The sequence below is a fragment of the Pseudomonas sp. B23(2017) genome, from assembly GCF_002113725.1.
GTDB lineage: Bacteria > Pseudomonadota > Gammaproteobacteria > Pseudomonadales > Pseudomonadaceae > Aquipseudomonas > Aquipseudomonas putida_Z.
Map to the genome: position 1 here is coordinate 94,622 of NZ_NEJM01000003.1, position 13,212 is coordinate 107,833.

Below are 13,212 nucleotides of genomic sequence, written 5' to 3' on the forward strand. Positions count from 1 at the left end.
AAGCGCTCTCGGATGCTCGAAGGTGCCCGTGAAACAATCGTCTGAGGGGAAATCCCGATGAATTACAACTGGGACTGGGGCGTGTTCTTCAAGTCCACCGGCGTGGGCAGCGAAACCTATCTGGACTGGTACGTCACCGGCCTGGGCTGGACCATCGCCATCGCCATCTCCGCCTGGATCATCGCCTTGCTGCTGGGCTCGGTCCTCGGTGTCATGCGTACCGTGCCGAACCGTGTGGTAGCAGGTATCGCCACCGCCTACGTGGAGCTGTTCCGCAACGTACCGCTGCTGGTGCAGCTGTTCATCTGGTACTTCCTGGTGCCGGACCTGCTGCCAGAAGGCCTGCAGGAATGGTTCAAGCAGGACCTCAACCCGACCACCTCGGCGCTGATCAGCGTGGTCATCTGCCTGGGCCTGTTCACCGCCGCCCGCGTGTGCGAACAGGTGCGTACCGGCATCCAGGCGCTGCCCCGTGGCCAGGAAGCCGCCGCCCGCGCCATGGGCTTCAGCCTGTCGCAGATCTACACCAATGTGCTGCTGCCGCAAGCCTACCGGATCATCATTCCGCCGCTCACCTCGGAATTCCTGAACGTGTTCAAGAACTCGTCGGTGGCATCGCTGATTGGCCTGATGGAACTGCTGGCACAAACCAAGCAGACCGCCGAATTCTCGGCCAACCTGTTCGAGGCCTTCACCCTGGCCACGCTGATCTACTTCACCCTGAACATGGGCCTGATGCTGCTGATGCGCATGGTCGAGAAGAAAGTCTCGGTGCCCGGCCTGATTTCCGTAGGGGGCAAATAAATGGACATGGATTTCAGCGAAATCATCCCGGCCCTGCCTGCCCTGTGGGAAGGCATGGTCATGACCCTGCAGCTTATGGTCATGGGCGTGGTCGGCGGCATTGTGCTGGGGACCATCCTGGCCCTGATGCGCCTGTCGTCGAGCAAGCTGCTGTCGAACGTGGCCGGCGCCTACGTCAACTACTTCCGCTCGATCCCGCTGCTGCTGGTAATTACCTGGTTCTACCTGGCGGTACCGTTCGTGCTGCGCTGGATCACCGGCGAGGACACCCCGGTGGGTGCCTTCACCTCCTGCGTGGTGGCATTCATGATGTTCGAGGCCGCGTACTTCTGCGAAATCGTCCGCGCCGGCGTGCAGTCGATCTCCAAGGGCCAGATGGGCGCCGCCCAGGCACTGGGCATGACCTACGGCCAGACCATGCGCCTGATCATCCTGCCCCAGGCTTTCCGCAAGATGACCCCGCTGCTGCTGCAGCAGAGCATCATCCTGTTCCAGGACACCTCGCTGGTATACACCGTGGGCCTGGTGGACTTCCTCAACTCGGCACGCTCCAACGGCGACATCATCGGGCGCTCCCATGAGTTCCTGATCTTCGCCGGTGTCGTGTACTTCCTCATCAGCTTCTCCGCTTCGTGGCTGGTCAAGCGCCTGCAAAAAAGGATCACCGTATGATTTCCATCAAGAACGTCAACAAGTGGTACGGGGACTTCCAGGTACTGACCGACTGCAGCACCGAGGTCAAGAAGGGTGAAGTGGTGGTGGTATGCGGCCCGTCGGGCTCGGGCAAGTCCACCCTGATCAAGTGCGTCAACGCCCTGGAGCCGTTCCAGAAAGGTGACATCGTGGTCGACGGCACCTCGATCGCCGACCCCAAGACCAACCTGCCCAAGCTGCGTTCGCGCGTCGGTATGGTGTTCCAGCACTTCGAGCTGTTCCCGCACCTGTCCATCACCGAGAACCTGACCATTGCTCAGCGCAAGGTGCTTGGCCGCAGCGAAGCGGAAGCGACCAAGAAGGGCCTGGCCCTGCTCGACCGCGTAGGCCTCGGTGCCCACGCCAAGAAGCACCCAGGCCAGCTGTCCGGCGGCCAGCAGCAGCGCGTGGCCATCGCCCGTGCCCTGTCGATGGACCCGATCGTCATGCTGTTCGACGAACCGACCTCGGCGCTGGACCCGGAGATGGTCAACGAAGTACTGGACGTGATGGTCGAACTGGCCCACGAAGGCATGACCATGATGTGCGTGACCCACGAAATGGGCTTCGCCCGCAAGGTGGCCAACCGCGTGATCTTCATGGACAAGGGCAACATCATCGAGGATTGCCAGAAGGAAGACTTCTTCGGCAACCCGAGCGCCCGCCACGAGCGTACCCAGCACTTCCTCAGCAAGATCCTGCAACACTGATTTTGCTTCACTGAAGCGGTCGGCGCCGCTGCCCTTTCGGGCAGCAGGCGCTGGTCGTGACAAGGCCACTGTGATGAAATGCGATCCTTCGCTTCTTCTCCCTGCCAAGCCTGCCGTGAAATCCCGCCTGCTCCGCCAATTGCTGTTGCCGCCACTGATCATCCTGCTGATGGTCGGCCTGGGTATGGCTGGCTACCTGATCAGCGAGAGCAACGGTATCCGCACCCTCAGCGAAAACGGCGAGCGCCAGCTGGAGCTGCACGCGCGCACGGTCGAGAGCGAAATCAGCAAGTACACCTACCTGCCGAGCCTGCTGGAGCTGGAAGACAGCGTCTCGCACCTGCTCACCGACCCTGATGGCGGCTCGCGGCAGATCGTCAACGAATACCTCGAAGGCCTGAACCGGCGCAGCCGCAGCCGGGCCATCTTCGTCCTCGACACCAATGGCCGGGTCCAGGCCACCAGCAACTGGCGCGATGCCGACTCGTTCCTCGGCGAGGACCTGTCGTTCCGTGCCTACTTCCAGACCGCCGTGCGAGGCGAGCCCGGGCGTTTCTACGGTATCGGCAGCACCACCGGCGAGGCTGGCTATTACCTGGCCCACGGCCTGGAGGAACACGGCAAGATCATTGGCGTGGCGGTGATCAAAGTGCGCCTGGACACCCTCGAGGAGCGCTGGCAGCGTGCCCGCCTGGAAGCTTTCGTCAGCGACGAGAACGGCATCATCATCCTCTCCAGCGACCCGGCCCGGCGCCTGAAGTCGGTACGCCCGCTGACCCCGCAGATCAAGGAGCGCCTGGCCCGTAGCCTGCAATACTACTGGTGGCCGCTGAACGAACTGCAGCCCCTGGCCCGGGAAACCCTGGCCGATGGTGTGGAAAAGCTGACCTTCCCGGCCAACAGCGAAACCGCACAGGGCAAGGCCCGCGAAATGGCCTACCTGGCCCAGACCCGACGCCTGGTCGACACGCCCTGGCACTTCACTCTGCTGACCCCGCTGCAGGACCTGCGCCGCGAATCCATGGTACAGGGCATCCTGGTGGGCGTGGCCTTTGCCTTGCTGGCGATCCTCGGCATTGCCTGGAACGAACGGCGCAAGGTCATCGCCACCCGCCTGGCAGCCCGCGAGGCCCTGCAGGAAGCCAACAGCCAGCTGGAACGACGGATTACCGAACGCACGGCCGACCTGCGCGCCAGCAATGAACGCCTCAAGGGCCAGATTCGCGAGCGCCGGCATGCCGAGCAGACCCTGCGCCACGCCCAGGACGAACTGGTACAGGCCGGCAAGCTGGCCGCCATCGGGCAGATGTCCACCAGCATTGCCCACGAACTGAACCAACCTCTTGCCGCGCTGCGCACGTTGTCCGGCAACACCGTGCGCTTCCTCGAGCGCGGGGCACTGGAAACCGCCAGCACCAACCTGCGCACCATGAACGACCTGATCGACCGCATGGGCCGCATCACCGCCAGCCTGCGCTCGTTCGCCCGACGCAGTGACGACAGCGGCCAGGCCTCGCTGGCCAAGGCGGTGGACGCTACCCTGCAGGTGCTGGCCAACCGCATCAGCGCCTGCCACCTGCAGCTGCACAATCAGTTCGAGGACCAGCAGCTGGCCATCGACCAGACCCGCCTGGAGCAGATCCTGGTCAACCTGATCGGCAACGCCCTGGATGCCATGGCCGCCCAGCCGCTGCCGCAACTGTGGCTGGAAGGCGAGCTGCAGGGCGACAAGTACCGTTTGCAGGTGCGCGACAATGGCCACGGCATCGACGCCGAGGCGCGCAAGCACCTGTTCGAACCTTTCTTCACCACCAAGCCGGGCGAACACGGCCTGGGCCTGGGCCTGACCCTGTCGGCGAGCCTTGCCGCCGCCGCCAAGGGCAGCCTCAACGTCGAGCACCCCGCCAGCGGCGGCACGGCCTTCGTTCTCGCCCTGCCCCTGGTCTCACCCCCTAGCGAATCGGCAGAGCACCCATGAACCAAGCGCCTCTTACCGTCCTGATCGTCGAAGACGACCCGCATGTGCTGCTCGGCTGCCAACAGGCGCTGGCCCTGGAAGACATCGCCTGCGAAGGCGTAGGCAGCGCCGAACAGGCGCTGGAACGCATCGGCGACGACTTCGCCGGCATCGTCGTCAGCGATATCCGCCTGCCGGGCATCGATGGCCTGGAGCTGCTCAACCGCCTCAAGGCCCGCGACCGCAGCCTGCCGGTGGTACTGATCACCGGCCACGGCGATATCGACATGGCGGTCGGCGCCATGCGCAATGGCGCCTACGACTTCATGGAAAAACCCTTCTCCCCGGAGCGCCTGGTCGACGTGGTGCGCCGCGCCCTTGAGCAGCGCGGGCTGTCGCGCGAAGTGGTGGCCCTGCGCCGCCAGTTGGCCGAGCAAAGCAGCCTGGAGGGGCGCATCATTGGCCGCTCGCCGGCCATGGAGCACCTGCGCGAACTGATCGCCAACGTCGCCGATACCTCGGCCAACGTGCTGATCGAAGGCGAAACCGGTACCGGCAAGGAACTGGTCGCCCGCTGCCTGCACGACTTCAGCCGCCGCCAGGGCCAGCCGTTCGTGGCACTGAACTGTGGCGGCCTGCCGGAAAACCTGTTCGAAAGCGAGATTTTCGGCCACGAGGCCAACGCCTTCACCGGTGCCGGCAAACGCCGCATCGGCAAGATCGAACATGCCAACGGCGGCACGCTGTTCCTCGACGAGGTGGAGAGCATGCCGATCAACCTGCAGATCAAGCTGTTGCGCGTGCTGCAGGAGCGCACCCTGGAGCGGCTGGGCTCGAACCAGAGCATTCCAGTGGACTGCCGGGTGATCGCGGCCACCAAGTCCGACCTGGATGCCATGGGCCAGAGCGGCCAGTTCCGCAGCGACCTGTATTACCGGCTGAACGTGGTGACCCTGGAGCTGCCGCCGCTGCGCGAGCGCCGCGAAGACATCCTGCAGCTGTTCGAACACTTCCTGCAACAGTCGGCCCTGCGCTTCGACCGCGAAACGCCTGCGCTGGACAGCCAGACCTTGTCGCGCCTGATGGCCCACGACTGGCCGGGCAACGTGCGTGAACTGCGCAACGTCGCCGAACGCTATGCCCTCGGCCTGCCAGCGTTCAAGAAAGGCCCCAGCGGTGGTGCCAGCCAAGGTTTGGGCTTTGCCGAGGCGGTGGAAGCGTTCGAGCGCAACCTGCTCGGCGATGCCCTGCAACGCACTGGCGGCAACCTGAGCCAGGCCAGCCAGGAGCTGGGCATGGCCAAGACCACGCTGTTCGACAAAGTGAAGAAATACGGCCTCGGCTGACCTCAACCCCAACCTGGAAAGACAACGTGGACCTGGTATTCAAAGCTGCCCTGGGCGCTGGCGTGGTGCTGCTGCTGGCGGTGCTGTCGAAGACGCGCAATTATTACATCGCCGGGCTGGTGCCGCTGTTCCCCACCTTCGCCCTGATTGCCCACTACATCGTCGGCAAGGGGCGCAGCATTGCCGACCTGAAGACCACCATCCTGTTCGGCATGTGGTCGATCATTCCGTACTTCGTGTACCTGGCGACCTTGTATGTACTGGTCGACCGCATGCGCCTGGAGGCATCGCTGGCATTGGCCACGGTGGCCTGGCTGATGGCCGCGACCGTGTTGGTGACCCTGTGGGTGCGGATGCACTGAGGCCGGTCGGCTGACGCGGTCCGTGTAGGAGCGGCCTTGTGTCGCGATGGGGCGCGTAGCGGCCTTCGATTTCAGCTTCGCCGCGAATATTGCCGGGGCCGCTTTGCGGCCCTTTCGCGACACAAGGCCGCTCCTACAGTGGATCGCATCAGCCTGGAAGCATGGGAATTCAGAGCCCGGCGATATGCGTGACATCCTGCCGATGTGTCTGCAGATAGGGCAACACCGCCCCCAGCAACGGCGCCTTGAACGGCTCCTGGAAGCGGTGCGCCAACCCCGGTATCAAGCGCAGCTGGCTGCCCTGGATATGCGCCGCCAGATGCACGCCATGCATCACCGGCAGCAACGGGTCGGCCGTGCCATGCACCACCAGGGTCGGCACCCGCAACTGGTTCAGCAACTCGACCCTGCTCGGCTCGGCCAGTATCGCCATGATCTGGCGCTTGGCCCCCTCCGGGTTGAACGCCCGGTCATAGGCCACCGCCGCCTGCTGCAGCAAGGCCGCACGGTCGTCACGCACCTCGGGGCTACCCAGCGCCGCCAGCAGGTCGGCCTGCTGTTCGATGGCCACTTCGCGGTTCGGCGCGCTGCGCCGGGCCAGCAACTGCACCAGCGCCGGATCCGGCGCCGGCAACCCCGCTGCCCCTGAACTGGACATGACCAGCGTCAGGCTGCGCACGCGCTCGGGCGCCATGGCCGCCAGGTGCTGGGCAATCATGCCGCCCATGCTCACCCCCAGCACATGAAACTGGCGCACGCCCAACGCATCCATCAGGCGCAGGCCATCGTCCGCCATGTCGGTCAGCGTATAGGGCGCAGCCACCGGCAGGCCCAGTTTGTAGCGCAGCAGTTCGACCGTCAGGTTGGCCGACGGTGGCAGCTGGCTCCAGCGTGACAGGCCGACATCGCGGTTGTCATAGCGAATCACCCGAAAGCCCTGGCGGCACAACGCTTCGACCACGTCGTCCGGCCAGTGGATCAGCTGCCCGCCAAGGCCCATCACCAGGAGCAAGGCCGGGTCGCGTGGCGCACCGACGCTCTGATACACCAGGCTGACCGCGCCCAGTTCGGCACGCTGCACCGGCACGTGGGCGTCACAACGCTGTTCAGCGAAACTCGCCGGTACGCCGAATACAAAGAAAAGAAAAAGCCAAAAAGCCCGCATGAAAGAAACACCAGAATGCATATCCCCAGTAGAGCGCGAGTCTGATGAATTCTGTTCGGGCGCGCTGCCACAGTTCAGTGACAGTTTGATGACTCCCGCCAGGCGGTGCGGCGGTACGCCCAGTCGACAGGCGCGGCAACATGAGGGAAACTCAACTCATTCCCTGTTTCCTCAAGTCCACACACCGGAGTCAGCTGTGCTGGAGATCCGTCACCTGAAAACCCTTCATGCCCTGCGCGAGGCCGACAGCCTGGTGGAGGCCGCCGAGCGCCTGCACCTGACCCAGTCGGCGCTGTCGCACCAGTTCAAGGAGCTGGAAGAGCGCCTGGGCCTGCCGCTGTTCGTGCGCAAGACCAAGCCGATCCGCTTCACCAGCGCCGGGTTGCGCCTGCTGCAACTGGCCGATGCCACCCTGCCGCTGCTGCGCGGCGCCGAGCGTGACATCGCGCGCCTGGCCGGTGGCACCGCCGGGCGCCTGCACATGGCCATCGAATGCCACAGCTGCTTCCAGTGGCTGATGCCGACCATCGACCAGTTCCGTGACGCCTGGCCGGAGGTGGAGCTGGACCTGGCCTCCGGCTTTGCCTTCGCCCCACTGCCGGCCCTGGCCCGCGGTGACCTCGACCTGGTGGTGACCTCCGACCCGCTGGACCTGGCGGGCATCACCTACGTGCCGCTGTTCACCTACGAGGCGATGCTGGCGGTGGCCAACCAGCATCCGTTGGCCAGCAAGCCCTACATCGTGCCGCAGGACCTGCTTGACCAGACCCTGATCACCTACCCGGTGGAGCGCGACCGCCTGGACATCTTCACCCGCTTCCTGGAGCCGGCCGACATCGAGCCCGCCGCCGTGCGCACCTCGGAGCTGACGGTGATGATGATGCAACTGGTGGCCAGCGGCCGTGGCGTGTGCGGCATGCCGCACTGGGCGCTGCACGAGTACAGTTCGCGCGGGTATGTGAAGGGCAAGCGCCTGGGTGAAAAAGGCCTGTTCGCCACGCTTTATGCCGCCGTGCGCACCGACATGCTCGATGCGCCGTACATGCGCGACTTCCTGCTGACGGCGAAGGACACCTCGTTCGCCACCCTCGATGGTGTCAGCGCGGTGCGCTGACGGCCTGGCGGTATAGCGGCAGGATCAGGTCGCGGGTCAGGGGTGCCAGCTGCATGGCGGGTGCTTGGTCAGCGGCCAGCCACACCACCTCCTCGATCTCCGCGGCCGGCAACACGGCTGCGGCGCTGTCGACACGGAACAGTTCGGCCTGTACCTCGAAGCCCGGCTCGTTGGCGGCCGGGGCGCTGAACTGGCCCAGGTGCACGGCCTGGGCCGGGTCGATGTGCAGGCCCAGTTCCTCATGCAGCTCACGCACCAGTGCCTGCACCGGGGTTTCGCCAGCATCGATCTTGCCACCGGGCTGCATGAAGGCCTGGGTGCCGCGTTTGCGTACCAGCAGGGTGCGTCCCTGGGGGTCGATCAGCAGGGCGGCGGCGATGCGGATGGTGTTGGGCATGGGTGGGCTCACCTGAAACAATGGCCGGGGAGGATCCCATGGGGTTCCTGGCCTGACAAGGCCAGTGTTTCCTGTGCCGGCCTCTTCGCGGGTGAACCCGCTCCCACAAGTGCACCACAAGGCCAGAGAGCGGCGCAGTACCTGTGGGAGCGGGTTTACCCGCGAAGAGGCCGACACAGGTCATAGCAGATCTGGCAGACGAACGGCCCCTTGCCAACCCGCCCCACACCCTGCATAACCAACACATGAACCTGCCCGCCAAACACCACCCGGTGCTCGAGCTGTTCCACCCCGCCGTGCGCACCTGGTTCCGTCGCCACTTCGCCACGGTGACCGATGCCCAGGCCCAGGCCTGGCCGTTGATCCATGCGGGCCATTCGATGCTGCTGGCCGCGCCGACCGGCTCGGGCAAGACCCTCAGCGCGTTCCTGGCCGTGCTCGACGAACTGTTCCGCCAAGGCCTGGAGCACCAGGGCGAGCTACCAGCGCAAACCCAGGTGGTCTACGTTTCGCCACTCAAGGCGCTGTCCAACGATATCCGCCTGAACCTGCAAGCCCCGCTCGAAGGCATCAGCCAGGCCCTCGCGGACCAGGGCCTGAACGCCCCGCGCATCACCACGGCCGTGCGCAGCGGCGACACCCCGCAGAAGGAGCGTGCCGCCATGCGCAAGCTGGCGCCGCACATCCTGGTGACCACCCCCGAATCGCTCTACGTGCTGATGGGCTCGGCTTCTGGCCGTGAAGGCCTGGCCAGCGTGCACACGGTGATCGTCGACGAAATCCATGCCCTGGCAGGCAACAAGCGCGGCGCCCACCTGGCACTGACCCTGGAGCGCCTGCAGGCCCTGTGCAACCGGCCGTTGCGGCGCATCGGCCTGTCGGCCACGCAACGCCCGGTCGAGCGGGTGGCGCAATTTCTGGTCGGCAACGGCCGCCCCTGCGCAATCGTCGATGTCGGCCATGCTCGGCAGCGCGACCTGGCCATCGAGGTGCCGCCAGTGCCGCTGGGTGCAGTGATGGCCACCGATGTCTGGGGCCTGGTCTATGACCGCCTGGCCACCCTGGCGCGCGAACATCGCACCACCCTGGTGTTCGTCAACACCCGACGCCTGGCCGAGCGCATCACCCGCCACCTCAGCGACCGCCTGGGCAAGGAGGCGGTTGCCGCGCACCACGGCAGCCTGGCCAAGGAGCTACGCCTGGATGCCGAACAACGCCTGAAGAACGGCCAACTGCAGGTGCTGGTGGCCACTGCATCGCTGGAGCTGGGCATCGATATCGGCGACATCGACCTGGTCTGCCAGATCGCTTCGCCAGGCTCGATCGCGGCCTTGCTGCAGCGGGTCGGCCGCGCCGGACACCAGGTCGATGGCGTGCCCAAGGGGCGCTTGTTCCCGACCTCGCGCGATGACCTGATCGAATGTGTGGCCCTGCTCGACTGCATACGGCGGGGCGAGCTGGATGAACTGCACATTCCCCGGGCGCCGCTGGACGTGCTGGCCCAGCAGATCGTCGCCGAAGCCAGCAACCAGCCCTGGCACGAACAGGCCCTGTTCAACTGCCTGCGCCAGGCCACACCCTACGCCGAGCTCGACCAGCAACATTACCAGGCCCTGCTGCGCATGCTCGCCGAGGGCTACAACGGCCGCCAGGGCGTGCGCAGTGCCTACCTGCACCGCGATGCGGTGAGCGGCACCCTGCGTGGCCGCCGCGGCAGCCAGCTGACCGCCCTGACCAGCGGCGGCACCATCCCCGACAACGCCGACTACGCCGTGCTGCTCGAACCGCAGGCGCTGAACATCGGCAGCGTCAACGAAGACTTCGCGGTGGAAAGCATCGCCGGCGATATCTTCCAGCTGGGCAATGCCTCCTATCGCATCCTGCGGGTCGAGCCGGGCCGGGTGCGGGTGGAGGATGCCCAGGGCCTGCCACCGACCATCCCGTTCTGGCTGGGCGAGGCGCCGGGGCGCAGCGATGAGCTGTCTGCCGCAGTGGCCCGGCTGCAGGCGCAGATCGACCAACAGCTGGCTGACAACAACCAGGCCGAGGTGCTGGCATGGTTGCAGGCCACCTTCGAACTGGACGAAGCCGCCGCTGGGCAGCTGCTCTACTACCTGGCCCGCACCCGCGAAGTGCTCGGCGCCCTGCCCTCGCAGGACACGCTGGTGATGGAGCGCTTCTTCGATGAGTCCGGCGGTACCCAGCTGATCATCCATTCGCCCTACGGCAGCCGCATCAACCGCGCCTGGGGCCTGGCCCTGCGCAAGCGCTTCTGCCGCACCTTCAACTTCGAGTTGCAGGCGGCGGCCAGCGAGGACGCCATCGTGCTGTCGCTGTCCTCCAGCCACAGTTTCGAACTGGACGACGTGTGGCGTTACCTGAACAGCCGCAGCGCCGAGCCGATCCTTGTCCAGGCGCTGCTCGATGCGCCGCTGTTTGGCGTGCGCTGGCGCTGGAACGCCAGCGTGACCATGGCCCTGCCGCGCTTTGTCGGCGGTCGCAAGGTGGCGCCACAGATCCAGCGGATGAAGAGTGAAGACCTGATTGCCGCCGTATTCCCCGATCAGATCGCCTGCCTGGAGAACATCGTCGGCGAGCGGCAGATTCCCGATCATCCGCTGGTCGAGCAAACCCTCGATGACTGCCTGCACGAGGCGATGGACAGCGAAGGCTGGCTGGCGCTGTTGCGGCGTATGGAAAGCGGCACGGTACGCCTGCTGTGCCGAGATCTGCCCGCCCCTTCGCCGCTGGCGGCGGCCATCCTCAATGCACGGCCCTATGCCTTCCTGGATGACGCGCCACTGGAAGAACGGCGCACTCAGGCGGTGCTCAACCGGCGCTGGAGCGAAGTGCAGAGCGGCGACGACCTGGGCGCGCTGGACGCTGATGCCATCGCCGCCGTCGCAGCCGAGGCATGGCCGCAACCGGGCAATGCCGACGAAATGCATGAAGCGTTGATGGGCCTGGGGGCCATCAGCCAGGGCGAAGTGCAAGGCAATGCCAGCTGGGAGCTGCTGCTCAGGCAGTTGGCCAAGGCCGGCCGGGCCTTGCGCCTGGTGGATGAAAAGCTGTGGCTGGCGCGTGAGCGTTTGAACCTGCTGCAAGTACTGTATCCCGGCTCCCGGGTGGAACCTGCGTTGCAGGCACTGCCAGGCTTCGATCAGGCCATCGAGCCGGACATTGCGCTGGTCGAACTGCTGCGAGCCCGCCTGAGCGGTCATGGCCCGCTGACCCGTGCGCAGATTGCGGCAGCACTTGGCAAGCCGCTGCCGGCCATCGAACAGGCCCTGGCCCGCCTGGAGGCCGAAGGCTATGTGCTGCGTGGGCATTTCAGCCCCGGCGCAAGCGAATTGCAGTGGTGCGAGCGCCATTTGCTGGCGCGCATCCACCGCTACACGGTCAAACGCCTGCGCCGGGAGATCGAGCCGGTCAGCCTGCAGGACTTCGTGCGCTTTCTGTTCGACTGGCAGCACCTGGCTGACGACACGCGCCTGCGCGGCCCGCAAGCCGTGGCCGAGGTACTTGGCCAGTTGCAAGGGTTCCCGAGTGCAGCCGGAGCCTGGGAGGCCGAACTGCTGCCGGCACGTATCAAGGACTACAGCCCGCACTGGCTCGACGATGCCTGCCGTAGCGGGCAGTTCGCCTGGAGCAGGCTGGCGGCGACCGTGTCGAGCAACACCTTGTCGAGCACACCGCTGGTGCTGTTGCCGCGCGAGCATCTTGGGTTGTGGCGCAGCCTTGCCCCCGTGCCAACCCTGGATAGCCTCGGCGCACGGGCGCAACGCGTCCACGAGGTGCTGAACGCACATGGCGCGCTGTTCTTCGACGAGCTGACACACGATGCCCACCTGCTGCCCAGCGAACTGGAAACGGCCTTGCAGGAGCTGGTAGGCGCAGGCCTGGTGGGGGCCGACAGCTTCACCGGCCTGCGAAGCTTGATCACCCCGGCGGCGAAACGCACATCGCGCAACAGCCGACGCGGCCACCCGCCGCTGTCCAGCAGCATGTCCCATGCCGGGCGCTGGGCCTTGCTGCGCAGGGGCGCTGTAGACGACAGCCAGCGCCTGGAGCACATCGCCCGGGCCCTGCTTCGGCGCTATGGCGTGGTGTGCTGGCGCCTGCTGGAGCGCGAAAGCGATGTGCTGCCGCCCTGGCGCGAACTGCTGCGCTGCTATCACAGGCTGGAAGCGCGTGGCGAGATTCGTGGCGGGCGTTTCATTGCCGGGCTGGCCGGCGAACAGTTCGCCCTGCCGGAGGCGGTGGGGCTGCTGCGGCAGGTGCGCAAGCGTGAATTGGACGGGGCACTGGTGGTGGTAAGTGCCAGTGACCCGCTGAACCTGGTCGGGTCGCTGCTGCCGGGGGCGAAAGTGCCGGCGGTGAGTGGCAACCGCTTGTTGTATCGCGATGGTGTGCCGGTGGCGGTGCGGGTGGCCGGGCACTATTCGTACCTGGACGAAGCGCCGGCGCAAGAGCAGGAAAGCTGGCGGCAGAAGCTGCTGCGCGACACTATCTGAATGCTTTTTTGCGGTACTGGCCCTATCGCCGGCAAGCCAGCTCCCACCTCGACCGCATCGACCTTGAGCCATGCTCTATCCCTGTGGGAGCCGGCTTGCCGGCGATAGGGCCAGTACAGCCAGCACAAGGCTTGGCGAGAATGATTTTCG

The 13,212-nt window shown here is 65.8% G+C and carries 10 protein-coding genes; 8 read left to right on the top strand and 2 right to left on the bottom strand.

The annotated features are described in order from the left end of the window. The first annotated feature begins 57 nt into the window (after positions 1-57). From CAG46_RS06150 to CAG46_RS06175, 6 genes are all read left to right on the top strand, one after another. Positions 58-804 carry an amino acid ABC transporter permease gene (locus CAG46_RS06150; RefSeq protein ID WP_025340399.1) on the top strand — a complete coding sequence of 249 codons (747 nt, stop codon included), beginning with the start codon at positions 58-60 and terminating at the stop codon, positions 802-804. Beyond that, entirely contained in the window at positions 805-1,476 is a 672-nt protein-coding gene (locus CAG46_RS06155) for an amino acid ABC transporter permease (protein WP_075046155.1), read from the top strand. Further along, entirely contained in the window at positions 1,473-2,207 is a 735-nt protein-coding gene (locus CAG46_RS06160; RefSeq protein WP_003258023.1) for an amino acid ABC transporter ATP-binding protein, read from the top strand. The genes CAG46_RS06155 and CAG46_RS06160 overlap by 4 nt, the downstream gene beginning before the upstream one ends. A gap of 73 nt (positions 2,208-2,280) precedes the next feature. Further along, positions 2,281-4,185 carry an ATP-binding protein gene (locus tag CAG46_RS06165; protein WP_025340401.1) on the top strand — a complete coding sequence of 635 codons (1,905 nt, stop codon included), beginning with the start codon at positions 2,281-2,283 and terminating at the stop codon, positions 4,183-4,185. Beyond that, the gene (locus CAG46_RS06170; protein WP_046614764.1) at positions 4,182-5,510 is read left to right on the top strand and encodes a sigma-54 dependent transcriptional regulator; all 1,329 of its coding nucleotides are present in this window, start codon (positions 4,182-4,184) and stop codon (positions 5,508-5,510) included. The genes CAG46_RS06165 and CAG46_RS06170 overlap by 4 nt, the downstream gene beginning before the upstream one ends. A 26-nt stretch (positions 5,511-5,536) precedes the next feature. Beyond that, positions 5,537-5,872, top strand: a complete 336-nt coding sequence (locus CAG46_RS06175; protein WP_015271577.1) for a GlpM family protein — start codon at positions 5,537-5,539, stop codon at positions 5,870-5,872. 169 nt (positions 5,873-6,041) lie between these two features. Here the strand turns inward: CAG46_RS06175 and CAG46_RS06180 are convergent, their stop codons facing one another. Then, positions 6,042-7,037: an alpha/beta fold hydrolase gene (locus tag CAG46_RS06180; protein ID WP_085614215.1), complete on the bottom strand. Its 996-nt coding sequence runs from the start codon at positions 7,035-7,037 to the stop codon at positions 6,042-6,044. A 196-nt stretch (positions 7,038-7,233) separates the two neighbouring features. Here CAG46_RS06180 and metR point away from each other — a divergent pair, with 196 nt between their 5' ends. Further along, positions 7,234-8,151: a transcriptional regulator MetR gene (gene metR, locus CAG46_RS06185; RefSeq protein WP_003258025.1), complete on the top strand. Its 918-nt coding sequence runs from the start codon at positions 7,234-7,236 to the stop codon at positions 8,149-8,151. Here metR and CAG46_RS06190 read toward each other — a convergent pair. After that, positions 8,135-8,548, bottom strand: a complete 414-nt coding sequence (locus CAG46_RS06190) for an NUDIX domain-containing protein (RefSeq protein WP_003258026.1) — start codon at positions 8,546-8,548, stop codon at positions 8,135-8,137. The two genes, metR and CAG46_RS06190, sit on opposite strands and share 17 nt — an antisense overlap. A 245-nt stretch (positions 8,549-8,793) precedes the next feature. Between CAG46_RS06190 and CAG46_RS06195 the strand changes: the two genes are divergently transcribed. After that, positions 8,794-13,062: a DEAD/DEAH box helicase gene (locus CAG46_RS06195; protein WP_085614216.1), complete on the top strand. Its 4,269-nt coding sequence runs from the start codon at positions 8,794-8,796 to the stop codon at positions 13,060-13,062. Positions 13,063-13,212 lie beyond the last annotated feature (150 nt).

Bases quoted from the DNA above. Each gene is read 5' to 3' on its own strand.
- CAG46_RS06190 (WP_003258026.1), bottom strand. From the start codon at position 8,548: ATGCCCAACACCATCCGCATCGCCGCCGCCCTGCTGATCGACCCCCAG.
- CAG46_RS06165 (WP_025340401.1), top strand. From the start codon at position 2,281: ATGAAATGCGATCCTTCGCTTCTTCTCCCTGCCAAGCCTGCCGTGAAA.
- CAG46_RS06195 (WP_085614216.1), top strand. From the start codon at position 8,794: ATGAACCTGCCCGCCAAACACCACCCGGTGCTCGAGCTGTTCCACCCC.
- CAG46_RS06160 (WP_003258023.1), top strand. From the start codon at position 1,473: ATGATTTCCATCAAGAACGTCAACAAGTGGTACGGGGACTTCCAGGTA.
- CAG46_RS06180 (WP_085614215.1), bottom strand. From the start codon at position 7,037: ATGCGGGCTTTTTGGCTTTTTCTTTTCTTTGTATTCGGCGTACCGGCG.
- CAG46_RS06170 (WP_046614764.1), top strand. From the start codon at position 4,182: ATGAACCAAGCGCCTCTTACCGTCCTGATCGTCGAAGACGACCCGCAT.
- CAG46_RS06155 (WP_075046155.1), top strand. From the start codon at position 805: ATGGACATGGATTTCAGCGAAATCATCCCGGCCCTGCCTGCCCTGTGG.
- CAG46_RS06150 (WP_025340399.1), top strand. From the start codon at position 58: ATGAATTACAACTGGGACTGGGGCGTGTTCTTCAAGTCCACCGGCGTG.